The following is a 22,176-nucleotide window of genomic DNA, read 5'->3' as shown; positions in this document are numbered from 1 at the left end:
GAATCGGAAACGGTGAGCCGGCCAGATTCAGCCTTTCCTTCATGGCCCAGAGGCTACCTGAGGTGGTTCTCCGGATGGACACTTCCGTGGCCTTCCGATGGGACCACCGGACACCAAGATCCCATTGGACGTTCTGCGTTCGCGGCTGAGATCACGGGTCGGAGGAGTGAACCAGCCTCTCTCCCCATCGCACCAACCGATGGTCATGTCTGCCGCCTGCCGTCCATCTTCGGCGGACCCGTCCGGCAGCATTCCTGGGACCGGTCGCCTGCCGCCCATGCCCGATGCCGCCGCCCCCGTCTTCCCCATGGCTGGGGCCCCCGCCCTGGCGATCGAGCCCCTGTTCCCCATGGCCCTGGGCCGGGTTCAGCTGGCGCCCGATCCCCTCGACACCGCCCTGCTGCTGCAGCGGGCCCTGGAGCTGCGGGAGCGGGACCCCAGCGAGGAGGGGGTGGCCTGGACCGGCGATGTGCGCGGTGCCGGGGAGCTGCACCGCGACCCCCTGTTCGCCCCCCTGATCGGCCGGCTGGCACTCCATGCCTGGGCGTATCTGGCGGCGCTCGGGTTCGACCGCCGGCGCCTGTCCCTGCACGTGCAGCGCAGCTGGCCGGTGATCAGCGAGGCCGGCGAGCAGGTGGGGCGCCACCACCATCCCAACGCCCACCTCAGCGCCATCTACTACCTCAACGGCGACGGCAGCGGCCGCAGCGGCTGCCTGCGCCTGTTCGCCCCCCGGCAGGTGAACGAGCTGGTGCCGGGTCTGGCTGTGGGCCAGGACGGCCCGATCGGGGCCGATGCCGCCCTCAACCGCCCCTGGTACGACGTGGCGCCCCGGGCCGGCCTGCTGCTGCTGTTTCCCTCCAGCGTCGACCATGCGGTGCTGCCCAACGAAGATCCCGACGACACCCGCTTCTCCCTCAGCATCGACTTCGTGCTCACGGCCCCGGCGACCGCGGCCGATCCGGGCGAGTACCTCGCCCCCCACCCCGGTCGCTGGCTGGCGATCGGGGAGGATGGGGGGGACCCGGGAGCCTGAGCCGCCCACCCCACGCCACCCCGCCAACGCCGCCCCTCCCCGATCCCCCGCCGTGTCCGAGACCACCCCAGCGACCACCCCAGCCACCACGCCGGAGCCTCCCGTTTTCCAGGTCAGCGCCAGCCTGGATGGCACCGCGTACCGCTTTCCCTGCCGCAGCGACCAGACGGTGCTGAGCGCCGCCGAGGCGGCCGGGGTGCCCCTGCCCAGCTCCTGCTGCTCGGGCGTCTGCACCACCTGCGCCGCCCTGCTGCACAGCGGCACCGTGCACCAGCCCGACGCCATGGGGGTGAAGGCCGAGCTGCAGGCGAAGGGCTATGCCCTGCTGTGCGTCTCCTATCCACTCTCCGACCTCGACCTGCTGGCCGGCCAGGAGGACGCCCTCTATGAGGCCCAGTTCGGTCAGTTCCAGAAATGAGCACCCTGGTGCCCCTGGAGCTGTGGCTGCAGGTGTCCCCCGGCCTCCTGCGTCCCCAGCTGCGGCAGGCGCTGGCACGGGAGGCCCGCCGCCTGGCCGGTGAGGGCGCCGAGCCCCTGCGCTGGGCGATCACGGCGGTGGATCCCCACCGCGGCCTGCGGCTGGAGGGGATCGTGGTGGCGCCGGTACCGGCGCCCGGCCCTTGAGCGCGGCGGCCCCGCCCCTGCCCACCCTGCTGGTGATCCCCACCGGGGTGGGCTGCGCCGTGGGCGGCTTCGCCGGCGACGGCCTGCCGGCGGCCCGGCTGCTGGCGGCGGCCAGCGGCTGCCTGATCACCCACCCCAACGTGATGAACGCCGCCTCCCTCTACTGGAGCGACCGGCGGGTCCACTACGTGGAGGGCTGGAGCCTCGACCGCTTCGCCGCCGCTGAACTGGCCCTCGCTCCGGTGCCCTCCCAGCGGGTGGGCGTGCTGCTGGATGCGGGCATCGAAGCCGAGCTGCTGCTGCGCCACCGCCAGGTGATTGACGCCTGCCGCGCCAGCCTGGGGCTGACGATCGGTCCGGTGCTGAGCAGCGACGTTCCCTTGGAGGTGAGGCTCTCGATCGGGCCCAGCGGCAGCAGCTGGGGCACAGTCGGCCGCCCCGACGCCCTGTTGCGGGCCGGTGAAGCGCTGCTGGCGGCCGGGGCCACGGCCATCGCGGTGGTGGCCCGCTTCCCCGACGAACCCGGCAGCGACGCCCTGGCGGCCTACCGCCACGGCACAGGGGTGGATGCCCTGGCCGGGGCGGAGGCGGTGATCAGCCACCTGCTGGTGCGCCATCTGGGGGTGCCCTGTGCCCATGCCCCCGCCCTGGCGCCGCTGCCGCCGGACCCCGGGCTGGATCCGCGGGCGGCAGCGGAGGAGCTGGGGCACACCTTCCTGCCCTGCGTGCTCGTGGGGCTGAGTCGGGCCCCCTCGCTGCGGCCGGAGCCGGCCAGCGGCCACGGGCTGCTGCACGGCGCCGATCTTGGGGCGGTGGTGGCCCCGGCGGGGGCCCTGGGGGGGGAGGCGGTGCTGGCCTGCGCCGAGCGGGGCGTGCCCGTGATCGCCGTGGAGGGGAACCCCTGCCTGCTGCAGGTGGGTGGCGAGGCCCTGGGGCTGCCGGTGATCCCGGCCTCCAGCTACGCCGAGGCGGCCGGGATCGTGCTGGCCCTGCGGGAGGGCCTCGATCCGGCGGCCCTGCGGCGGCCCCCGCCACCGCTCGACTGAGGCTCCTGGGGCCAGTGCCTGGCTCCAGGAGCCTCAGGGCTCGCCGAGGAAATCCCGCTTGCCGAGTTCCACGCCGTTGTGGCGCAGGATGTCGTAGGCGGTGGTGACGTGGAAATAGACGTTGGGCAGCACGAACAGCAGCAGGAAGCTCTGGCCGCTGAAGTGGAGGGTTTCACCGCGGATCGGCAGTTCGATCGGCTTGGTCTCGGTGCCGTCGATCTGATCGCTGGAGAAGGCCGCGAGGCTGGCGAGGGTCGTTTCGATGCGGCCGATCAGGTCGGCGAAGCTGGCCTCGTCGTCCGCCATTGCGGTGCTCTCCACCCCGGCGAGGCGGGCCAGGCCGCGGCGGGCGATGTCGGTGGCGATCTGCACCTGGCGCACCAGGGGGAACATGTCGGGGTAGAGGCGGGCCTGCAGCAGCACCGCCGGATCGATCCCTTTGGCTTCAGCGTGGGCGGCCGCCTTGGCCAGGATGCCGCTGAGGTTGGTCAGGCTGCGGGCCAGGGGCGGAACGGCCGCCTCGAACATCGAGAGGGTCATGGCTGGGGCGCGGGGCCGGGGGCAGGCGAAGCGGACTGTAGGCCGGTCGACGGGGTGGCCCGACCGCGGCGATGAGCAGAAACACTCAGCCGGTTTCCCCCCTAAGGCGGACCGATTGCGAGTTAAGCTCTCTGCGATCGCTGCTCCGGGCGGCGCGTCGTCAAGTCGTTCTTCACACATTCACATGGCTGCCATCGAAAAGGTCCCCAGCGTCGTCTTCAAGACCCGTGTGCGCGATGAGTCCGTGCCCGGCCCCAACCCCTTCCGCTGGCAGGACCTCACCACCGACGACATCTTCAAGGGCAAGAAGGTGGTGGTGTTCTCCCTCCCCGGTGCCTTCACCCCCACCTGCTCCTCCAACCACCTGCCCCGTTACGAGGCCCTGTACGAGGAGTTCCAGGGCCTGGGTGTGGACAGCATCGTCTGCATCTCGGTCAACGATGCCTTCGTGATGTTCCAGTGGGGCAAGCAGGTGGGCGCCGACAAGGTGTTCCTGCTGCCCGACGGCAACGGTGAGTTCAGTCGCAAGATGGGCATGCTGGTCGAGAAGGACAACCTCGGCTTCGGTGCCCGCTCCTGGCGCTACTCGATGCTCGTCAACGACGGCACGATCGAGAAGATGTTCGTGGAGCCGGGCCTCGAGGACAACTGCCCCACCGACCCCTTCGAGTGCTCGGACGCCGACACGATGCTGGCCTACCTGAAGGGCACCGCCCCCGCCGGCGTCTCCGCCCCCAGCCGCGAGTTCGTCGGCTGAGCCCTCGCCACCGCTGATCCGATCGCCCCCGACTCCTGCCAAGGAGCCGGGGGCTTCCCCTTTTCGGGAGGATGCCCATGCGGCGAAGCGTCGCCAGCATGGGCCCAGCGGCCGTGGGCGGAGTGGCGGTGAAGGACGGCAGCGGCGCCACCAGCTTCCGTTTCCGCCCCCAGGGACCGGGCCGCTTCTTCGTGGCGGCCTTCCTGTCGTTCTGGCTCTGCGGCTGGCTGGCGGGGGAGATCTTCGCCCTCTGGGTCCTGTGGCGGCTGCTGACGGGCGGGCTGGCCTCCGGCCAGTGGGCCCTGCCGGCGCTGCTGTTTCTGCTGGTGTGGCTCAGCCTGTGGAGTTTCGGTGGTGCCGTCGCCCTGCGGGAGGTGCTGGGCGCCCTCTGGTCGGAGGACCGGCTGGTGCTCGGGCCGGATGGCAGCCTCGTGCGCCAGGCCCAGCGCGGGCCCTTCCGTCGCCGCCGGCCGCTGCCCCGCCATGAGATCCGGCGCTTCCATGTGGCCCAGGCCGGCGCCTGGGGTGGTCCCCTGATGGCCGAACGGGCTGGCCGCCCGCTGGAGATCACCCGCCTCGGCAGCCCGCGCCAGCGCCAGGAGGCCGCCGACCAGCTCAACCGGCTCCTGGGGTTGCGGCCGCTGGCCGACGCCCCGGCCCCGGCCCGGGACCGGGCCCCGGCACTGGCCGTGCTGCCGGAGGGCTGGCGGGAGCTCACCCCCACCTTCGGAAGTCCGCTGCTGGTGCCCGATCCGGCCCTGCGCCGGCAGCAGCGCCTGGTGATGGGCCTGGTCAACCTGGTGCTGTGGGGCCTGCTGGCCCTGCTGATCCGTGGCGGCACCGCCTGGCCGGGGTTCTGGGCCCTGGGGATTCCGCTGGCCCTGCTGGCCCTGGCCGGCGGCTGGGGTCAGCTGTGGCTGGCCCTGGGGCGCCGGGAATGGCGGCTGGAGCCGCGGCTGCTGGTGCTGCAGCGCCGTTTCGGCAACCGCCTGCGCACCCTGGGGGAAGCGCGAGCCCTGGAGCTGATCGAGCGGGTCGACTCCGACGGCGACCGCTCCTACCGGCTGCAGGCCATCCGGCCCCCCGATCCGCCCCTGCGGATCGACGACGACGCCACGGGTCCCACCTCCCTGCGCCAGCTGGGGGCCTGGCTGGCGGCGCGCTCGCGGGTGCCCTTCGAGGACCGGGTGCCCAGCGAGGAGCAGCGACGGCAGCAGCGGCGCGCCGAGATGGAGCGACTCCGCCAGCAGCTGGCCGCCTCCGGCCGTTTCGGGCGCTGGGCGGCCCGGCAGCTGGAGCGGGCCGAGAACTGATCGGCGCCGATCCTGGCGTGCCCAAGCATCGCGATGGACCAACATCTGGCAGGGATCGATCCCTTCCTCCCGGCGAAGGGTGCAGCGGATGCGCTGCCTTATGGAGGAATCTCGATTAGCATTTTTTGAGTGATCCCTGGAGATTTTCGGCAGAAGTGCTTCCTAACCACCCCACTTCTGTCGCAGATCCGCATCACTCCCCATGGAGATGGTGAGCGATTCCGATGGGATTTTCAGACACATTTCACTTCCTGCATCCGGTTTCCCGCGACCGTAATCGCAAAAAAGTGATCAACGATACGTCCGGTAACTGCGAGTCTCCCCAGCTCAGGCGCTCCCTGGCGCCGGGCGCCTCACCCGGCCGTCAGCCCATCCTTGACGCCCTGCCGGATCCCTTTCTCCTCCTGGTGCCTGAGCGGGATGGCGAGGGCCGCATCACCGACTTCGTCTGCGCCTATGCCAATGGACCGGCCTGCGTGCTCCATGGCCGCACCCAGAGCCGGATGCTGGGGAGCCATCTGCTGGATCTGCTTCCGCCCCTCCACGGCCACGGCCAGTTCGATCGCTGTGTCCGCGCCTTCGAAGCGGGGAGCACCATCGATGTGGAGGTACCCGGCTGCGGGGATGGCCATGGGCCGTCGGGCCCCCTGCGCCTCTTCCCCGCCAATGGGCTGCTCTGCTGCCTCTGGCGTGGGGCGACGGAGCCGACGCCCCTGCAGCGGCAATGGCTGGAGCTCGACCGGCGCTATCACCTGCTGGCCAGCCATGTCTTCGATCTGGTGATCGAGGTGGACGCCGATCACCGGATCCTCTGGGTCTCCGCGTCGGTCGAAGCCCTGCTCGGCTGGCCGGCCCCCACCCTGCTCGGCCGGCCGGCCATGGCCTTCGTGCACCCCGACGACCGCGGCCGGGCCCTGCGGGCGGGTCTGAACCTGCAGGACCGGGGCCGCCTCGGCAGCGAACTGCGGATCCGCCGCGCCGACGACAGCTGGTGCTGGATGGGGGGCAGCGTCCATCCAGCCGCGGAGGGGAACGGCAGCGCCTGGCTCCTCTCGCTCCGCGACGTCCACGACGTCGTCACCGGCCTCGCGGTTCGCAGTGTCGCCCTGGCCCGGATCCGCACGGCCCTCGAGCGCCAGGCGGGAACCGGATCGACCCTGGCGGTCCTGAGCATCGGTGTCGATGGACTCACCCCGGTGAACGATGCCCTCACCCATACCGGCGGCGACCAGCTGCTCGCCTTCCTGGCGGCGCGCATTGTCCGGGAAGTCGGCGATCCCGATCAGGTGGGCCGGGGCACCGGCGACGAATTCATCGTGCTGCTGAGCGATCTGACCTCCATGGCCGAGGCGGCCTCCCTGGCCGAACGGATCCTGAGGGCCTGCCGGGCGGCGATCACCATCGGGGGCCAGCCCATCGATCCCACCGTCAGCATCGGCATCGCCACCTCCGCCGCCGGTGCCCTCCCCGACGAGCTGCTGCGGGACGCCAGCCTCGCCATGCGTCAGGCCAAGGCCCGGGGCCGCAACTGCTTCGCCCTGCTCGACGACGCCCTGGCCACCGAGGCCCACACGCGCCTGCTGTTCGCGGCCGAGATCCAGCGGGGGCTGGTGATGGAGGAGTTCGCCGCCTGGTTCATGCCGATCGTCTCCTTCGCCACCGGGGAGGTCACCGGCTACGAGGCCCTGGCCCGCTGGGTGCGGCCCGATGGCCTTGAGGTCCCTCCGGTCGAATTCCTTCCCTGCGCCGAACGCCGCGGTCTGATCGTGCGGATCGATCAGCTGGTGCTGCGTCAGGCCCTGGCGGCCCTCTCCCGGCTGCCCGAAGACCTCTCCATGGCGGTGAACGTGTCGGCGGCCAGCCTCGCCCAGCCCGACCACCCCCAGCTGGTGGCGGAAGCCCTCGAAGCCGCCGGGGTGAGCCCCGACCGGCTGCACCTGGAGGTCACCGAGACGGCCCTGCTCAGCGTCACCGAGCGGATCCGGCAGCAGATGGAGCAGCTCGCCGGCCGTGGGATCCGCTGGTACGTGGATGATTTCGGCACCGGCTACTCCTCGATCAGCCATCTCCGCGACCTGCCCATCGCCGGGCTGAAGCTGGACCGCTCCTTCACCTGCGCCATGCGGGCGAAGGACACCAAGAGCCTGCGGCTGTCCCAGGCGCTGGTGGGGGTGGCCGAAGGCCTGGAGCTCGACACGGTGGCCGAGGGGGTGGAAACCATTGAGGAGGCCCGCCTGCTCACCTCCCAGGGCTGGCTGCGGGGCCAGGGCTGGCTTTACGGCAAGGCGGCTCCCCTGGAGCCGTAGGCGGCCGCTTCAGTTCAGTTCGGCGCAGCAGGCCGCGAAGGCCGCTGCCGGGTCGGCGGCGCCGCTGATCGGGCGCCCGATCACCAGCTGGGTCGCCCCGGCGGCCACCGCCTCCGCCGGTGCCATCACCCGCCGCTGGTCGGCCCTGTCGCTGCCGGCGGGGCGGATCCCCGGGGTCACCAGGGTGAAGGGCCAGGGATGGGCCGCCCGCAGCCGGGCCACCTCATGGGGGGAGCACACGGCTCCGGTGACGCCCGCGGCCGCCGCCAGCTGCGCCAGCTGGCCGGCATAGGCTTCCACCGGTGTCTCGACGGCCAGTTCGCGGCGGAAGCGGTCGGGTTCCCAGCTGGTGAGCACGGTCACCGCCAGCAGGGTGGGGGGAGGCAGGCCCTCCTCGGCGGCCCCTTCCTCGGCCGCGGCCTGGGCGGCGGCGAGGGCCTCGCTGCCGGCGCAGGCATGCACGGTGATCAGTTCGGCCCCCAGCCGGGCGGCGCTGCGGCAGGCGCCGGCCATGGTGGCGGGGATGTCGTGGAACTTGAGATCCAGGAACACCCGCAGGCGCCGCTGCCGCAGCTCCCGCACCACGGCGGGTCCGGCGGCGGTGAACAGCTCCAGGCCCACCTTCACCCAGCGGAGCTCCGGAACCGCCGCCGCCAGGGCCAGGGCCGCGTCGGCGTCGGGGCGATCGAGGGCCAGGATGATTCGCTCGGCCGGGGCCAGGGTGGGCTCCGCGGTCGTGACGGTGTGTTCGGCGTCCGCCATCAGGCCACCAGCCGCCGGAAGGTCTTCTTACCGAGCTGCAGCACCTTGCCGGCCAGTTCCGCGGCGCTGGCGAACTCCTGGTTGGGGTCGCTGAGCTTCTCGCCGTCGAGCTTGACCCCGCCGCCCTGGATCTGGCGCCGCCCCTCGCTGCTGCTGGCGCAGACCTTCAGGGCACTGAGCAGATAGAACGCCTTGAGGGGGAAGGGCAGCCCGGCCAGGGAGGCCTCGGGGACGCTGTCCGCCTGGGGTCCGTCCCCAGTCCCCCCGGCGCCGGCGACGCCGGCGGTCACCAGAGCGGCCGCATCGGCCTGGGCCTGCAGCGCCGCCTCGCGCCCGTGGCGGCTGGCGGTGACCTCCAGGGCCATGGCCTTCTGGCGCTCCCGGGGGTTGGCGGGCAGGGCGGCGGTGTCGAGATCGGTGAGCAGGGTGAGGTAGTCCTCCACCACCGCGTCCGGCACCTTCTCGAGCTTGGAGTACATCGAGAGGGGGTCCTCCATCAGCCCCACCGTGTTGCCCAGGCTCTTGCTCATCTTCTGCACCCCGTCGAGGCCGGGCAGGATCGGCAGCAGCAGCCCGAACTGGGGCCGCTGGCCGAAATGGCGCTGCATGTCGCGCCCCATGGCCACGTTGAACTTCTGGTCGGTGCCGCCCAGTTCCAGGTCGGCCGCGACGGCCACCGAGTCGTAGCCCTGCAGCAGGGGATAGAGGAATTCGTGCAGGCTGATGGGGGTGCCTGAGCCGTAGCGGTTGGCGAAGTCCTCCTTGGCCAGCATCTGGCCCACGGTGCTGATGCCCAGCAGCTCGATCACCTGGGGCAGCGCCAGGCCGGCGAGCCACTCGGAGTTGCGCCGCACCTCCAGCCGGCCGGGGGTTTCGAAGTCGAGCAGGGAGCGCTCGGGGGGCTGGCCCTGGCCCAGCTGGGCCAGGTAGGTGGCGGCATTGGCCTCCACCGCCGCCGCGTCGAGCTGCACGCGGGTGCTGCTCTTGCCGGTCGGATCGCCGATGCGGGCCGTGAAGTCGCCGATGATCAGCACCGCCGTGTGGCCGGCGTTCTGGAAGGCCCGCAGCTTGCGGAACAGCAGGCTGTGGCCGAGGTGGATGTCGCTGCCGGTGGGATCGATGCCCAGCTTCACCCGCAGGGGCCGGCCCTGGCGTTCCGCCTCCGCCAGCCGGGCCTCGAGCCGCTGATCCGGGTCGGGCTCCCGGCCGGCGGGGAACAGGTCGGCCATGCCCCGGGCCAGGGCGTCCGCCAGGGGCGGCACCGGCAGCGGCGCTCCAGGCGGTTCCGCCTGATGTGCCGCCTGATCCCCGTGCTCCGCTTCCCCCATCGACGCCAGCCGCCTGCCTGGGGGGGATGGTAGGCAGCCGTGGTGCTCCGGTCGCTCAGCCCAGCAGGGCCAACACATCGGCGGCGGCCCGCTCGCCGCTGGTCACCGCACCCTCGAAGAAGCCCGGCCAGCGTTCCGCCACCTCCGTGCCGGCCCAGAACACCCGGCCGTGGGGCCGCAGCAGGGCATCGCCGCTGCGGGTCCACAGCCCGGGGGGCATCCAGCCGGCAAAGGCCCCGCCCACGTAGGGCTCCCGCGGCCAGTCCTTCTCCACGTAGTCCAGCGGTTCCAGCGCCACCGGGCCGAAGTAGGCGGCCAGATCCTCCAGCACTGCCGCCCGGCGCTGCTCCGCGTCCAGGGCTGACCAGCGCTCCTGCCGGCGGCCCGCCACGAAGGCGGCGATCACCCCCAGCCCGGTTTCGGGATCGGAGCTGTCGGCGCAGAGCTCCACCCAGGGGCGATCGCCGATGCCGATGCCCGCCAGTCCGGCCTGCCGCCACCAGGGGCTCCCGTAGGCGACCAGCACCTTGGTGCAGCGGCCCATGGCCATGCCCTCCTGGAGGGCGAGCCGATCGGCCGGCAGCCCGGGGGTGAAGCGGATCGCGGCGGCCATCGCCGGCGGCATGGCCACGATCACCGCCCGGGCCTGGTGGCTGGCCCTGTCGGTGGTCACCGTGATGGCGCCCTCCGCACCGGGGCCGGAGGGGTTCTCGGCCTGATGGATCTCACGCACGGGTTCGCCGAGCAGCACCGCGTCCCCCAGGCTTTCGGCCAGCAAGGCCGGCAGCTGGCCGGCACCGCCGTGGATCAGCTCCTCCTCGGGGTGGTCGCCCTGGGGCGCCGTGCGCTGGCCCCAGGCCACATGCAGCAGCGACACCTGGTCCGGCTCCGCCGGCCCGAGAAAACCGACGGCCCGGCAGAAGTAGGCGAAGTACCAGGCGGCGAAGGGGGTGTGGGTGTGGGCCTCGATCCAGTCCTGGAAGCTCAGCCGGTCGAGGGCGGCGGCATCGGGATGGTGATGGGGATGGCCCTCCGGCAGGGACGCCACCAGCTCCTGGAAGCGTCCGAGGGCCTGCATCGCATCGTCCCAGTCGTGGGTGGGCACCGAGGGCGGCTGCCCCTCCGGAAACCCCTGGAAGAAGCCGCTGAAGGTGCAGCGATGGGACCCGAAGCAGAGGACGGTCTCACCGTCGTGGGGGGAAGGGAACCGGCGCAGGCCCTGCTCCTCGAGCAGGGAGCGGAAGCGGCCGTGGGTGGCGCCCAGCCACTGGCCGCCCAGGTCGATCCAGGCGGGAGGTCGGGCCCCGGAGGGCCCGTTGCCGGCCAGCGTCAGGGGCGCCCGCACCATGCGGCCCCCCACGGCCGGCGCTGCCTCGATCACCCGCACCGACAGGCCGGACCTGCGCAGATCCCTGGCGGCCACCAGTCCGGCCAACCCCGCTCCGACGACGATGACGTCCCGCACGCCGGATCAGCCCGCCGCGTCGAGCTGGCTCTTCATGCGCTCGAGGGTGAGGGTCATCTGGTCGAACATCTTCTCGGGAGTGAGGCCGAACTGGCCGAGCTGGGTGCGCAGCTGTTCAACGGTCAGCTTGGCCTGGAAATCCTCGGACAGTTCGAAGCGCTTCATGAACACCTGATAGCGCTCCATCATCTCCTCCATCCGCTCGATGTAGAGCTTCTTGCCCTCGCGGTCGAACTTGCCGTACTCACTGCCCAGCTGCATCAGCTGCTGGTAATCGCTGAACAGCCGCTTCGCCTCGTCCTGGACGATCTCGGAGTCGAAGAAAGCCATGGGGAGGGTGCTCCGGACGGCGGGAAAGGTCGATTCTGCAGAGCCCGGGCAGGCCTGGGGAGTGCGGATCCACGTATCGCTTCCCCCGGCCCGCCACGCCGGATACCGAATTCCGGCCCATCCCCTGGTGAAGATGACCAACCCCCGTCTCTGGGGGTGTCCCCGCACCTGCGCCCGTGGACCTCACCCCCCTGCTGCCCCAGGTGCGTGACGACCTCAGCCGGGGACTGGCGCTGCTGAACGGGGTCCGGCTGGTGCTGTGCCTGGGCAGCCGGGCCCAGATCACCCTGCTCATGGGCACACCCGCCCGGATTCTGGGGGCCGCCACCACGGCGTCCGAAGGGCTGGCCCAGGTGCGCCGCCATCGGCCCGCGCTGGTGTTGGTCAGCGACCGGCTGGAGGAGGGATGCGGCGTGGACCTGGTGGTGCAGATCAAGGAGCGCCACCCCGAGATCCGCACCCTGCTGGTGGTGTCCCAGGAGCACCGCCTCGCCCGGATCCGCAGGGCCCTGCAGGCGGGCTGCGACGGCATCGTGGCGGAGTCGCGCCTGCTCCATGGTTCCGGCCTGCAGGCCCTGCACACCGTGCTCGGCGGTGGCCTCTACCTCGACCGTTGCCTGGTGGGGGCGGCGCTGGCGGACCAGGAGCCCGGCGGCGATGCCGCCGAGCCGCTCAGCCCCCGGGAGCGGCAGGTGCTCGAGCGGGTGGTGCGCGGGCTGACGAACCATGAGATCGCCGGGGAACTGATGGTCTCGGTCGACACCGTCAAGACCCACGTGCGCAACGTGCTGCTCAAGCTGCGGGTCCGGGGGCGCATCCAGGCGGTGGTCATCGGCCTGCAGCTGGGCCTGGTCGACTGGCCCCGACCCGGAGGCACCCGCTAGCTTCAGGCCCGACCTGCGAGCGCTCGGGCCTCCATGGCAGGACGCCACTGGCTGGATCCCCTGGCCCGCCACCTACTCGAGGCCACCGGCCAGCTGCCGCCGCTCCCGCCACGGCCCGAGGCCACCCCGGTGGGGACCGGTGATGCCGGGTTGGGGGCCGAGGAGGCCGTCGAACGGGAGCTGCTCGCCCTCAAGCTGGCCCTCAACCCGGCCCTGCGGTTCCGGGATGGGGCCGAGGTGCGCCAGGCGGCCGCCCTGGGCTGGAGTCTCGAGGTCAACCTCGCCGAGGCCGGCGACTGGCTGCGGCTGCCCGGCTGTCCCCCTGGACTGGTGGACCGGCTGGTCCGCCTCCAGGGCGAGGGTCAGCAGTGGTCCGGCCCCGGGGATCTGGCGGCGGCCCTGCAGGTTCCCCCCGCCCTCGTGAGCACCTGGCTGCCGGTGCTGCGCTTCCGTCGCCGTCGCCATCCCCGGCCTGTGCCGCCGCCGCCGCTGGCGATCAACCAGGCGTCCGTGCGGCTGCTGCAGGAGCGGCTCGGCCTGGGGCCGGAGCGCTGCCGCTGGCTGCTGCAGGAGCGGGCCCGGGAGCCCTTCCGGGATCTGGCCGATCTCCAGCACCGCCTGGAGCTCTCCCCCGGGCAGGTGGAGGGCTGGATCGGCCGGTTCCGCTATGACGCCGCCCCGGGCCCGGTGCTGCCCCCGGCCCGGAGGCGGGCCCGATGAGCCGCCAGGGGGAACTGTTTCCGGCGGCCGCGGTGGCCGGCGCGTCGCCGCCCCCGTCCCTGCCGCTGTGGCGGGAGCAGCTGCTGGCCTGGCAGGCCCGTCTCGCCGACCACCAGGCGCCGCTGTTCGCCGCCGCCGCTGACGCCGCCCCCCCCCAGCAGGGCCAGCTGTTCCCCGGTACCGCCAACCCCGCCGATCCCCTCGAGCAGGCGCGGCGCTTCAATCCCCTCAGCCTCAGCCCCCAGAGCCTGTCCTTCTGGCGCTGGCCCCGGCTTCCCCAGCGGGGGGCGGCCCTCTACCTGGTGATGGATCGCCCGCCGCAGCTGGCGCTGCCCCTGCTGCTCTACGTCGGTGAGACGGGCCGGGCTGACCAGCGCTGGAAGGGCGACCACGACTGCAAGGACTACCTGGCGGCCTACGGCGAGGCCCTGGCCCGGGCGGACCTGGAGGCGCGGCCGAGCATCCGCTTCTGGTCGGACGTGCCGGCGGCGGTCGCCCCCCGCCGGGCCCTGGAGCAGGCCCTGATCCGCCGCTGGCTGCCCCCCTTCAACAAGGAGACCCGGGACCGCTGGGCCACCCCGTTCACGGCCGACCCCGCCTGAACGCCAGGGCGGTGCTGGCTACGATCACGGGCCGCCTGCGCTGGGTCCATGGAGTTTCGCTGTCTTGCCGTCGACCGGAACGCCCCCCGGCCCCTCACGGAGATCTGGACGGGGGACACCCTGGTGGTGGGACTGTTCGCCGGCGGTGCCGGCGCTGGTCGCGGCCCCGCTGAGGAGCTGGTGGGGGAAGCCCTTGAGGGCTGGCTGCAGCGGCGCCGCTTCGAGGCCAAGACGGGCCAGACCCTCACCCTGGAGCGGCCCGGCGGCAGCCCGGCCACGCTGATCCTGGTGGGTCTGGGGGAACCGGCCGAGTTCGGGCTCGAGGCCCTGCGCCAGGCCGCAGCCGGTGCGGCCCGCACGGCCGCCGGCGCCGGCGCCGAAGAGCTCGGCCTCTGGTTCCCCCTGGAGGGGCTTGAGCCGGCGGCGGCGGCGGCGGCCATGGCGGAAGCGGTGCGGCTCGGCCTCTATGACGACCAGCGCTTCAAGAGCGAGACCGAGCCCCGCTCCCTGCCCCACCAGGTGACCCTGCTGGGGTTGGCGGAGAGTGCTGCGGCGGGCCTGGCCCATGTGGCGGCCACCTGCAGCGGTGTGGAACTGGCCCGGCGGCTGGTGGCGGCCCCGCCCAACAAGGCCACCCCCCAGTCGCTGGCCGATGAGGCCGCCGCCATCGCCGACGCCTTCGGTCTCGAGCTCAAGGTGCTGGAGCGGGCCGACTGTGAAGCCCTCGGCATGGGCGCCTTCCTGGGGGTGGCCCAGGGCTCCGACCTGCCCCCCAAATTCATCCATCTCACCTACCGGTCCGCCGAGCCGGTGACCCGGCGGGTGGTGCTGGTGGGCAAGGGGCTCACCTTCGATTCCGGCGGCTACAACCTCAAGACCGCCGGCTCCCAGATCGAGATGATGAAGTACGACATGGGCGGCAGTGCCGCCGTGCTGGGGGCGGCCCGCGCCGTCGCCGAGATCCGCCCCGCCGGCCTGGAGGTGCACGTGATCGTGGCCAGCTGCGAAAACATGATCAGCGGCGGCGCCATCCACCCGGGCGACGTGCTCACCGCCTCCAACGGCAAGACGATCGAGATCAACAACACCGACGCGGAGGGGCGTCTCACCCTGGCCGATGCCCTCGTCTACGCCTGCGGCCTGGAGCCCGATGCCATCGTCGATCTCGCCACCCTCACCGGCGCCTGCGTGATCGCCCTGGGCGAGGAGATCGCCGGACTCTGGTCCCCCAGTGACGGCCTGGCCGAGGCCCTGATCACCGCCGGCACGGCCGGTGGCGAGGCCCTCTGGCGCATGCCCCTGCGCGGCTCCTACAGGAAGGGGCTCAAGAGCCACGTCGCCGACATGAAGAACACCGGGCCGCGGCCCGGGGGCTCGATCACCGCCGCCCTCTTCCTGCAGGACTTCGTCACCCGGGGGCTGCCCTGGGCCCACCTCGACATCGCCGGCACCGTCTGGAGCGACAAGGCGAGGGGGCTGGATCCGTCGGGGGCCACCGGCTTCGGGGTGCGCACCCTGGTGGCCTGGCTGGTGGCCGGCGCCGCGGCCTGAACGGCGAGGCCGCCGTCCCCGGCGGCTCTGGCGGCCGGAGTCTGCGGCCTAGGTTTGCTTCCAGACCAGACAACGCATCGCCCCATGGCCGTTCACAAGATCCGCTGGTACGTGAAGGCCCAGCTGGGTGTGCTCCTCCTTCCTGCCGGACTCTGTCTGTTCGGGGAGGGGGTGATCCGCAAGGGCATCCAGACCTGGTCGGCCCTGGCGGCGGCGGCCGACCAGGGCCAGTCCCTGCCGGAGGCCGGCCCCTGGGTCTGGTACGGGGCCCTCGGCCTGATCCTGATCAACGCCGGTGTGGGGCTGATGGTCGAGAGCGGCCTGCTGCGCGGCTATCCCCGCACCCCGCCCCGGGCCTGAGCCATCTCTCAGACCGCCACCGGTTCGGTGTCACCCCTGCCGGGGATGTGGGCGTGCAGTTCGGCGGGGGATTCGAGACGGTGGATCTGCCAGGTGGCCTTGTCGCCGCAGGTGGCCTGCAGCTTGTCGAGGTCGTCGGACGCCTGCCTGGGGCTCGCGTAGGGCCCGATGTGGCGCGTCTGCAGACCGTCCCGGATGGTCAGCAGATACATACAGAGGCCCTCCGGTGATGGGTCAAACGCTAAGGCATTTTCCCGGCCGGAACAGGGGGGAGGCGCCGTGCGGTTTCCCCGGCGTGTGATCGGCAGCACAACCGATGCAGCCCCGCCTGAGGAGCCAGGCGGAGGGGCAGCGGCGATGGGCTCAGCCGCCCTTCCAGCGCTGGCTGGTGCGGGCCCGCCGGCCCCAGACGGCGTCCAGGCGCCGGTCGCGGCCGCAGGACCAGCGGTAGTAGTTGTACCGGACGCCATTGCGCTTGGCGTAGTTCTGGTGGTAGCCCTCCGCCGGCCAGAACTTCGCCAGGGGCCGGATCGCCACCTTGATCGCCGCCGCCGGTTTGCCCAGTTCCCGGGCGGCCGCCACCAGGCTGTTGCGGGCCTCCACGGCCTGGTTGGCGCTGGTGGTGAAGATCACGGGCCGGTAGGAATCGCCGCGGTCGCAGAACTGGCCGCCCCCGTCGAGGGGATCGATGTTGCGCCAGTAGGCCCGCAGCAGGGTGTCGTAGCGGATCTCGGTGTTGTCGAAACGCACCCGGACCACCTCCTGGTGGCCGGTTCCCCCGGCGGAGACCTGCCGGTAGGTGGGGTTGGCCCCCTTGCCGCCGCTGTAGCCGCTCTCCACGTCGAGGACCCCGGGGAGCACCTCCAGATCATGTTCCAGGCACCAGAAACAGCCGCCGGCCAGCACGGCCTCCTCGGTGGCCGCCAGGGCCGGGGCCACCGGCCCGCCGAGGGCCAGCAGCAGGCCAAGCAGCAGGGCGATCAGTCGCATGGTGGGTGTCCCGGGAAGGGTTCCAGAATCGCCGTCGCGGCCCGGCGGGTGACGCCCGGCTCACCGAGCTTCTGCCTGAGACGAACGTAGCCCTCCAGCACCCGCTCCCGCGCCCCGGAGGCCGGATCGAACAGGGGCAGCAGGGCCGCGACGATGGCCTCCGGTGTGAAGGCGTCCTGCAGCAGCTCCGGTACGAGCCGTTCGCCGAGCACCAGGTTCACCGGCGAGATGTGCTCCACGTTGAAGTGGATCACATGCTTGGCCAGGAAGGCCGTGGGCCGGCTGACCCGGTAGCCGGCCACCTGGGGCACGCCCCGCAGGGCCAGCTCCAGGTTGGCGGTGCCGGATTTGGTCAGGGCGGCATCGGCGGCGGCACACAGGAGCGGCCGCAGCCCGTCGGCCTCACCGGCGGGGATCACCCGCACGGCGGTGGCCCCGGCGGCCTCCATGGCGTGCTGCAGGGACGCCTCGAACCCCGGCAGGCCGGCAGGGAGCAGCACCTGCAGATCTGGATGGCGCCGCTGCAGCAGGGCGACCGCGGCGGCCATGGGCGGCAGGACGTAGCGCAGCTCCTGCCGACGCGAGGCGGGCAGCAGCAGCAGCACCGGCGCCTCCGCCGGCAGGCCCAGCTGTTGGCGGGCCTCCTGGCGCGACGGCCGCTGCTGCAGGGTGTCGATCAGGGGGTGGCCCACCCAGGTGACCTGGGCGCCCCGATCGGCGTAGAAGCTGGCCTCCTCCGGGAAGATCGCCAGGATGCGGTCGGTGAAGCCGATCAGCCGGGTGGTGCCACCGTCGCCGAGGCGGAAGGCCCACTCCTGGGGAGCGATGTAATAGGTGATGGGCACATCGGGGTACAGCCGCCGCAGGCGCAGGCCCAGATTGACGTTGGCCCCCATGTAGTCGATCAGCACCACGGCGTCGGGGGGGTGCTGCTTCAGCCAGCGCCGCACCCTTGCCTGCAGCTTGAGGGTGGGAATGACCAGGGGGATCGGTTCCCACAGGCCGATGGCCCCGAGCTTGGTGGTGTCCGCCAGCAGCCGTGCCCCGGCCCGTTCCATGCGGCTGCCGCCGAGGGCCACCACGTCCAGGGGCAGCGACCGTCGGGCGGCCTCCTCGTGCAGGGCCTGGACCAGCAGGGATCCCTGCAGATCACCGGAGACTTCCCCGGTGCTGACCAGCAGTCGCACCATCAGCGCTGGGCCGGCAGCGGTCCGCGCCGGCCCGGCCCCACCGAGGCCTCCAGGAAGGCGCACAGCTCGTCGGCCGCGGCCAGCAGTGGCCGCTCCCGGGCCTGGCGCAGGGCGGCGGCCAGCACCAGATCGCTGCGGTAAATGAGGGTCCAGAGATCCTGGAGCTGGCGGAACTGGGCGCCGTCGTCGAGCTGGGCCATGCCGCTGCGGCGCAGCCCGACCCGGTTCAGTCCCCGGATGCGGCCGGGGTGGCCCTCCACCGTCATGAACGGGGGGACGTCGCGGTCGATGCGGCTCATGCCGCCCACCATCGCCAGGCTGCCGATGTGGACGAACTGGTGGATGCCGAGCACGCCGCCGATCACGGCCCGCTCACCGATCACCACGTGGCCCGCCACCGCCACCCCGTTGGCGATGACGATGCGGTCGGAGAGCTGGCAGTTGTGGCCGATGTGGCTGTAGGCCATCAGCAGGTTGCCGTTGCCCAGCACGGTCCGCTCCCCTTCAGCCGTGGCGCGGTTGATGGTGACGCACTCCCGGATCGTGTTCTCATCGCCCATCACCACTTCGGTGGGGGCACCGCCGTACTTGAGGTCCTGGGGTTCGAGGCCGATGCAGGCCCCCGGGAAGATCCGGTTGCCCTTGCCCATCCGCACCCGCCCGTCGATCACCACATGGGGACCGATGCGGCTGCCCTCGCCGATCTCCACCTCCGGACCGATCACCGCATAGGGGCCGATCTCCACCCCGGGGGCCAGCCGGGCCCTCGGATCGACCAGGGCCGTGGGGTGGACGGATGTCGTCATGGCTGTGCTCGACATCGCGTCAGTCCACGAGCGAGAACATCAGCTCGCCGGAGCAGACGCGCTCGCCATCGACCGTGGCGGTGGCGTGCACCTTGCCGAAGCGCTTGCGCTTGAGGCTGAGCAGCTCGCAGGTGATCAGCAGCTGGTCGCCGGGCACGACGGGTCGGCGGAAGCGGACGCCGTCGATGCCGGCGAAGACGAACAGGCCCTTGGGCAGATCGGGCATCTGGGTGACGATCAGGCCCCCCACCTGGGCCATGGCCTCGACGATCAGCACGCCCGGCATCAGGGGGCGGCCGGGGAAATGGCCCTGGAACTGGGGCTCGTTGAAGGTGACGTTCTTCAGGGCCACCGCCCGCTGGCCGGGGACGTACTCCACCACCCGATCCACCAGGGCGAAGGGGTAGCGGTGGGGGAGCAGGTTGAGGATCTGTTCGCTGCTGAGCACCACGGCCCGGGTCGTGTCCGCAGCGGGGCCAGCGGGCGTGGCGGGGGATGGGGCCGGGGCGGCCTCGGGAGCGGCGGAGGGAAGAACGGTCAAGGATTCAGTGGGTCGGTACGGGTACGGGCAGGCGGGGCGCCTGGGCCGCAAGGGCCGCGGCCATGGCGGTGTGCAGGCCATGGGAACCGCGGTAGGCAAAGACGTGGGCCCTCGGCAGGCCCACCAACGCCAGATCTCCCAGCAGGTCCAGCAGCTTATGGCGCACCGGTTCGTCGGCGAAGCGCAGGGGCGGGTTCACCCAGTCGTCCCCATCACAGACCAGGGCATTGTCGAGGGCACCACCCCGGATCAGGCCCGCGGCCAGCAGCTGCTCCACCTGCTCCCGGAAGCCGAAGGTGCGGGCCGGGGCAATCTCGGCCACAAAACTCTCGGGCGTGAGATCGAGGGCATAGAGCTGGCGGCCGATGGCCGCCTGGGGAAACTCGATCGCCGCCGCCAGACGCAGCCGGTCGTTGGGCAGGGCCGCCACGAACCCCAGGCCCTGGCCGAGGGTGAGGGGCAGCGGCGGCAACGGCGGCTCGAGGCGCTCGCCCCGGTCGCGGAGGCCCGCCTCGGCGATCGCCTCCACCCAGGGCAGGCCGGAGCCGTCGAGCAGGGGGATTTCCTCCCCTTCCACCCACAGTTCCGCCTGGCTCACCCCGGTGCCGGCCAGGGCCGCCAGCAGGTGCTCCACCGTCGCCAGGCGGCGCTCACCCACCTGCAGGCAGGTGCACAGGCGGGTGTCGCTGACCTGGGTGGGGCCGAGGCGCTGCATCGGGAGTTCCGGGGCGTCCAGCCAGCCCAGCCAGTAGCCGGGCCGCTCCGACGGGCCGAGCCGGACCCGGGAGACGGCGCCGCTGTGCAGGCCGACCCCGGAGCGCTCCACGCTGGAGCGCAGGGTCCAGGCCTGGCGATAGTCGCTGGGCCAGCTGGTCACTAGAACTTCCAGCCCACGCCGAGGTTGAAGCGCCACTCGCCGGTGAAGTCCTGGCTGGCCACCTCCAGGCGCAGCGGGCCGACGGGGGTGGTGACGATCAGGCCGGTGCCGATCGAGAAGCCGGAGCCCGGCTTGTTGAGCAGGCCGCCGAGGTTGCCCGGCACCTTCGCCTGGCTGCCGAAGGTGGTGCCGCCGTCGATGAACAGCTCGCCGCTGACGATGCTGAACAGGGGGAAGCGGTATTCGATCGTGGCCTCGCCGAAGCTGCGGCCGACGCCCAGATCGCAGTCGAAGTAGCCCCGCACCGAGTTGCCGCCACCCAGGCAGAAGGCCTCATAGGGCGGCAGGTCGCCGATCACCGTGCCGGCGGACACCTGGAAGGCCAGGGCCTGCTTGCAGTCCTCGGTCTCGCCGGCCTTGGGCCGGCAGCCCTTGTAGAACTTCAGCCAGCGCACCGGGATGTAGTGGGTGAAGCTGCCCCGGATCCGGTTGAAGGTGGGGGAATCGGGGCCCACCGAGAAGAACTGTTCGGTGCCGATGCTGAGGAAGTTGCCCTGGGTGGGGTTGCGGGGATCGTTGAGGGTGCTCATCGTCGCCGCCAGCCGCAGACCCACCAGCTGGTTGCGGGCGGCGCAGTTGTAGGCCACGCAGATGATCGAGCTGGTGGGAGCGGCCAGCAGCGAGGTGGCCTCGTTCGGGGTGGCCAGAGCGAAGCGGCGGGAGGTGCCCGAGAAGTCCATCGGCGTCGCCACCTGGCCGGTCAGCCCCAGCAGCACGGTCCACGGTGCCCGCTTGAAGGGGTTGCCGCCGTTGAGGGGACGCACGAACTGGACGTTGGCGCCGACGCGCTGGATCAGCACGCTGTTGCCGTCGAACTGGAACCAGCTGAGGTTCTGGCCGCTGGTCTCGGCGGCGATCCGGGCCGCCGTCACCGACGGGAAGGCCTCGAGGAGGGGGTTGAAGGGCGAGAAGATGTTGTAGGCGACCTCGGTGCCAGGGGCCTGGTAGAAGTCGGAGACGGTGAAGAAGTTGCCGTTGTTCTGGCTCTGGAACACCTGGGGGGCGTCCCGGCTCACGAAGGCCTTGAAGCGGAAGGCGGTCCGGTACTTGTCCCCCTTGATCCAGGGGTCGCTGAAGGAGATGTCGGCCAGGCCGCCGAACTGGCCGTACGTGAAGCTGGTGGAGAGGTCCCAGGCCCGGCCGAACAGGTTGCTGTCCTGCACCTGGATCTGGCCGAAGACCCCCTGGCTCTGGCTGTAGCCCAGACCCCCCGACAGAGACCCGGTCGACTGCTCCACCACCCCCAGCACGATCACCACCGAGCCGGGATCCTCCGGTTCGGGGCGCAGGGTCACCTTGACGTCGCTGAACAGGCCGGTGCCGTAGAGGCGCTTGAGGTCGTCCTCCAGATTGCGGCGGTTGAAGATCTCGCCGGTTTTGATGGAGATCTCTCGGGTGATCACCCACTCCTTGGTCTTGCCCTTGATGGGCTGGCCCTTGTCGTTGGTGGCCGAGCCCTCCTTGTTGAGGAACTGGACCTCCACGCCCTTCACCGTGCCCTGGCGGACCAGCAGCTGCACGTCGCCGTCGGGGCCGATCCGGGAGGGGCCGGTGACGCGGGCCAGGGAGAAGCCCTGATCGGCATACCACTTCTGCAGCTCCTGCATGCGGCCCTGCAGGGTCACCAGGTTGAGGGTCTTGCCGTAATCGCCGGCGAAGGTCTCCTGCACCACGGTCTCCGGCACCTTGGCGTCGGCCGGATCCAGGCTCACCTTGGTGAGCACGGGGTTGGGCACCACCGAGACCACCAGCCGCACCCCCAGGGGGCCGTCCTGGGGCTGGATGCGCACGTCGGAGAACCAGCCGGTGGCGTAGATGGCCTGCAGGTCCCTTTCCAGCTCGCTGCGGGTGATGCTGTTGCCGGGGGTCACCACCATGGCGCCATAGGCCGCCAGCTCGAGCCGCTCAGCCTCGGGATGGTCGGACAGGCCCTCGATCACCACCTCACTGATCAGCACCCGGGGTTCGGCCGAGGCGGAGGGGGCGGGGGCCGGCGCCAGGGAAGGCCTGCCGGGCCGATCGTCGCTGGCGGCGGGCGGGCCGGGGGTCGCCCCGGGGGTGGCGGTGGGGGCAGGTGCCGGAGCGGGG

24 protein-coding genes are annotated in these 22,176 nt (G+C 71.9%); 12 read left to right on the top strand and 12 right to left on the bottom strand.

Features of this window, described 5'->3' with window-relative positions:
- The first annotated feature begins 277 nt into the window (after positions 1–277).
- Genes KBY81_RS05660 through KBY81_RS05645 form a run of 4 tightly spaced genes read left to right on the top strand, consistent with a single transcriptional unit; the run spans position 278 to position 2,706 of the window.
- A complete protein-coding gene (locus tag KBY81_RS05660) occupies positions 278–1,036 on the top strand; it encodes a TIGR02466 family protein (RefSeq protein WP_254975897.1) in 759 nt (252 codons plus the stop codon).
- A gap of 52 nt (positions 1,037–1,088) precedes the next feature.
- On the top strand, positions 1,089–1,454 hold the full coding sequence (locus tag KBY81_RS05655) for a 2Fe-2S iron-sulfur cluster-binding protein (RefSeq protein WP_106220312.1): 366 nt from the start codon (positions 1,089–1,091) through the stop codon (positions 1,452–1,454).
- Positions 1,451–1,660 (top strand): hypothetical protein, encoded by a 210-nt coding sequence (locus KBY81_RS05650; RefSeq protein WP_106220313.1) that lies wholly within the window; start codon positions 1,451–1,453, stop codon positions 1,658–1,660. Before KBY81_RS05655 ends, KBY81_RS05650 begins: the two co-directional genes overlap by 4 nt.
- Positions 1,657–2,706 carry a DUF3326 domain-containing protein gene (locus KBY81_RS05645; RefSeq protein WP_254975896.1) on the top strand — a complete coding sequence of 350 codons (1,050 nt, stop codon included), beginning with the start codon at positions 1,657–1,659 and terminating at the stop codon, positions 2,704–2,706. Before KBY81_RS05650 ends, KBY81_RS05645 begins: the two co-directional genes overlap by 4 nt.
- A 33-nt stretch (positions 2,707–2,739) precedes the next feature.
- On the opposite strand, the gene KBY81_RS05640 is transcribed toward KBY81_RS05645, so the two are convergent.
- On the bottom strand, positions 2,740–3,246 hold the full coding sequence (locus KBY81_RS05640; RefSeq protein WP_254975895.1) for a DUF1993 family protein: 507 nt from the start codon (positions 3,244–3,246) through the stop codon (positions 2,740–2,742).
- A 184-nt stretch (positions 3,247–3,430) separates the two neighbouring features.
- Here KBY81_RS05640 and KBY81_RS05635 point away from each other — a divergent pair, with 184 nt between their 5' ends.
- The 3 genes from KBY81_RS05635 to KBY81_RS05625 all read left to right on the top strand — a co-directional run bounded on the left by KBY81_RS05635 (position 3,431) and on the right by KBY81_RS05625 (position 7,622).
- Complete coding sequence (locus KBY81_RS05635; protein ID WP_254972880.1) at positions 3,431–4,003, top strand: peroxiredoxin; 573 nt, start codon at positions 3,431–3,433, stop codon at positions 4,001–4,003.
- Between the two features lie 77 nt (positions 4,004–4,080).
- A complete protein-coding gene (locus KBY81_RS05630) occupies positions 4,081–5,316 on the top strand; it encodes a hypothetical protein (RefSeq protein ID WP_254975894.1) in 1,236 nt (411 codons plus the stop codon).
- Between the two features lie 407 nt (positions 5,317–5,723).
- Positions 5,724–7,622 (top strand): EAL domain-containing protein, encoded by a 1,899-nt coding sequence (locus KBY81_RS05625; RefSeq protein WP_254975893.1) that lies wholly within the window; start codon positions 5,724–5,726, stop codon positions 7,620–7,622.
- Between the two features lie 9 nt (positions 7,623–7,631).
- Here KBY81_RS05625 and pyrF read toward each other — a convergent pair whose 3' ends face one another.
- The 4 genes from pyrF to KBY81_RS05605 all read right to left on the bottom strand — a co-directional run bounded on the left by pyrF (position 7,632) and on the right by KBY81_RS05605 (position 11,507).
- Positions 7,632–8,384 carry an orotidine-5'-phosphate decarboxylase gene (gene pyrF / locus KBY81_RS05620; RefSeq protein WP_254975892.1) on the bottom strand — a complete coding sequence of 251 codons (753 nt, stop codon included), beginning with the start codon at positions 8,382–8,384 and terminating at the stop codon, positions 7,632–7,634.
- Positions 8,384–9,613, bottom strand: coding sequence for a tyrosine--tRNA ligase (gene tyrS / locus KBY81_RS05615; RefSeq protein ID WP_254975921.1), 1,230 nt, complete (start codon positions 9,611–9,613; stop codon positions 8,384–8,386). The genes pyrF and tyrS overlap by 1 nt, the downstream gene beginning before the upstream one ends.
- 154 nt (positions 9,614–9,767) lie before the next feature.
- On the bottom strand, positions 9,768–11,177 hold the full coding sequence (locus KBY81_RS05610; protein ID WP_254975891.1) for a flavin monoamine oxidase family protein: 1,410 nt from the start codon (positions 11,175–11,177) through the stop codon (positions 9,768–9,770).
- Positions 11,178–11,183: 6 nt separating this feature from the next.
- Positions 11,184–11,507 carry a DUF1825 family protein gene (locus tag KBY81_RS05605; RefSeq protein ID WP_106220321.1) on the bottom strand — a complete coding sequence of 108 codons (324 nt, stop codon included), beginning with the start codon at positions 11,505–11,507 and terminating at the stop codon, positions 11,184–11,186.
- A gap of 176 nt (positions 11,508–11,683) precedes the next feature.
- Here KBY81_RS05605 and KBY81_RS05600 point away from each other — a divergent pair, with 176 nt between their 5' ends.
- The 5 genes from KBY81_RS05600 (at position 11,684) to KBY81_RS05580 (ending at position 15,624) form a co-directional block, all read left to right on the top strand.
- Positions 11,684–12,391 carry a response regulator transcription factor gene (locus tag KBY81_RS05600; RefSeq protein ID WP_106220322.1) on the top strand — a complete coding sequence of 236 codons (708 nt, stop codon included), beginning with the start codon at positions 11,684–11,686 and terminating at the stop codon, positions 12,389–12,391.
- 33 nt (positions 12,392–12,424) lie between these two features.
- The gene (locus KBY81_RS05595) at positions 12,425–13,111 is read left to right on the top strand and encodes a hypothetical protein (RefSeq protein WP_254975890.1); all 687 of its coding nucleotides are present in this window, start codon (positions 12,425–12,427) and stop codon (positions 13,109–13,111) included.
- A complete protein-coding gene (locus tag KBY81_RS05590; RefSeq protein WP_254975889.1) occupies positions 13,108–13,713 on the top strand; it encodes a GIY-YIG nuclease family protein in 606 nt (201 codons plus the stop codon). Before KBY81_RS05595 ends, KBY81_RS05590 begins: the two co-directional genes overlap by 4 nt.
- A gap of 48 nt (positions 13,714–13,761) precedes the next feature.
- On the top strand, positions 13,762–15,264 hold the full coding sequence (locus KBY81_RS05585; RefSeq protein ID WP_254975888.1) for a leucyl aminopeptidase: 1,503 nt from the start codon (positions 13,762–13,764) through the stop codon (positions 15,262–15,264).
- 84 nt (positions 15,265–15,348) lie between these two features.
- Positions 15,349–15,624 (top strand): hypothetical protein, encoded by a 276-nt coding sequence (locus tag KBY81_RS05580; protein ID WP_106220326.1) that lies wholly within the window; start codon positions 15,349–15,351, stop codon positions 15,622–15,624.
- An 8-nt stretch (positions 15,625–15,632) separates the two neighbouring features.
- Here the strand turns inward: KBY81_RS05580 and KBY81_RS05575 are convergent, their stop codons facing one another.
- From KBY81_RS05575 to KBY81_RS05545, 7 genes are all read right to left on the bottom strand, one after another.
- Positions 15,633–15,836: a hypothetical protein gene (locus KBY81_RS05575; RefSeq protein WP_015110624.1), complete on the bottom strand. Its 204-nt coding sequence runs from the start codon at positions 15,834–15,836 to the stop codon at positions 15,633–15,635.
- 151 nt (positions 15,837–15,987) lie between these two features.
- A complete protein-coding gene (gene msrA / locus KBY81_RS05570; RefSeq protein ID WP_254975887.1) occupies positions 15,988–16,614 on the bottom strand; it encodes a peptide-methionine (S)-S-oxide reductase MsrA in 627 nt (208 codons plus the stop codon).
- On the bottom strand, positions 16,605–17,804 hold the full coding sequence (gene lpxB, locus KBY81_RS05565; protein ID WP_254972894.1) for a lipid-A-disaccharide synthase: 1,200 nt from the start codon (positions 17,802–17,804) through the stop codon (positions 16,605–16,607). The genes msrA and lpxB overlap by 10 nt, the downstream gene beginning before the upstream one ends.
- Complete coding sequence (gene lpxA, locus KBY81_RS05560) at positions 17,804–18,610, bottom strand: acyl-ACP--UDP-N-acetylglucosamine O-acyltransferase (protein ID WP_106220329.1); 807 nt, start codon at positions 18,608–18,610, stop codon at positions 17,804–17,806. The genes lpxB and lpxA overlap by 1 nt, the downstream gene beginning before the upstream one ends.
- A 19-nt stretch (positions 18,611–18,629) precedes the next feature.
- Positions 18,630–19,058 carry a 3-hydroxyacyl-ACP dehydratase FabZ gene (fabZ, locus tag KBY81_RS05555; RefSeq protein WP_043327381.1) on the bottom strand — a complete coding sequence of 143 codons (429 nt, stop codon included), beginning with the start codon at positions 19,056–19,058 and terminating at the stop codon, positions 18,630–18,632.
- A gap of 97 nt (positions 19,059–19,155) precedes the next feature.
- Positions 19,156–20,028, bottom strand: a complete 873-nt coding sequence (gene lpxC / locus KBY81_RS05550) for a UDP-3-O-acyl-N-acetylglucosamine deacetylase (RefSeq protein ID WP_254975886.1) — start codon at positions 20,026–20,028, stop codon at positions 19,156–19,158.
- On the bottom strand, positions 20,028–22,176 hold a 2,149-nt coding region (locus KBY81_RS05545; RefSeq protein ID WP_254975885.1), incomplete at its 5' end, for a BamA/TamA family outer membrane protein. The genes KBY81_RS05545 and lpxC, both read right to left, overlap by 1 nt.

It is taken from the genome of Cyanobium sp. Lug-B (assembly GCF_024345635.1).
In the GTDB taxonomy this organism is placed as follows: Bacteria; Cyanobacteriota; Cyanobacteriia; order PCC-6307; family Cyanobiaceae; genus Cyanobium; species Cyanobium minutissimum.
Note: the sequence above shows the minus strand (reverse complement) of the source record. Positions and strands in the feature narration are given on the sequence as shown.

Coding starts and splice junctions, on each gene's coding strand:
- KBY81_RS05660 (WP_254975897.1), top strand. CDS start 278: ATGCCCGATGCCGCCGCCCCCGTCTTCCCCATGGCTGGGGCCCCCGCC.
- msrA (WP_254975887.1), bottom strand. CDS start 16,614: ATGCGACTGATCGCCCTGCTGCTTGGCCTGCTGCTGGCCCTCGGCGGG.
- tyrS (WP_254975921.1), bottom strand. CDS start 9,613: ATGGCCGACCTGTTCCCCGCCGGCCGGGAGCCCGACCCGGATCAGCGG.
- KBY81_RS05605 (WP_106220321.1), bottom strand. CDS start 11,507: ATGGCTTTCTTCGACTCCGAGATCGTCCAGGACGAGGCGAAGCGGCTG.
- lpxB (WP_254972894.1), bottom strand. CDS start 17,804: ATGGTGCGACTGCTGGTCAGCACCGGGGAAGTCTCCGGTGATCTGCAG.
- KBY81_RS05640 (WP_254975895.1), bottom strand. CDS start 3,246: ATGACCCTCTCGATGTTCGAGGCGGCCGTTCCGCCCCTGGCCCGCAGC.
- KBY81_RS05635 (WP_254972880.1), top strand. CDS start 3,431: ATGGCTGCCATCGAAAAGGTCCCCAGCGTCGTCTTCAAGACCCGTGTG.
- pyrF (WP_254975892.1), bottom strand. CDS start 8,384: ATGGCGGACGCCGAACACACCGTCACGACCGCGGAGCCCACCCTGGCC.
- KBY81_RS05650 (WP_106220313.1), top strand. CDS start 1,451: ATGAGCACCCTGGTGCCCCTGGAGCTGTGGCTGCAGGTGTCCCCCGGC.
- KBY81_RS05585 (WP_254975888.1), top strand. CDS start 13,762: ATGGAGTTTCGCTGTCTTGCCGTCGACCGGAACGCCCCCCGGCCCCTC.
- KBY81_RS05630 (WP_254975894.1), top strand. CDS start 4,081: ATGCGGCGAAGCGTCGCCAGCATGGGCCCAGCGGCCGTGGGCGGAGTG.
- KBY81_RS05595 (WP_254975890.1), top strand. CDS start 12,425: ATGGCAGGACGCCACTGGCTGGATCCCCTGGCCCGCCACCTACTCGAG.
- KBY81_RS05575 (WP_015110624.1), bottom strand. CDS start 15,836: ATGTATCTGCTGACCATCCGGGACGGTCTGCAGACGCGCCACATCGGG.
- lpxA (WP_106220329.1), bottom strand. CDS start 18,610: ATGACGACATCCGTCCACCCCACGGCCCTGGTCGATCCGAGGGCCCGG.
- KBY81_RS05580 (WP_106220326.1), top strand. CDS start 15,349: ATGGCCGTTCACAAGATCCGCTGGTACGTGAAGGCCCAGCTGGGTGTG.
- KBY81_RS05590 (WP_254975889.1), top strand. CDS start 13,108: ATGAGCCGCCAGGGGGAACTGTTTCCGGCGGCCGCGGTGGCCGGCGCG.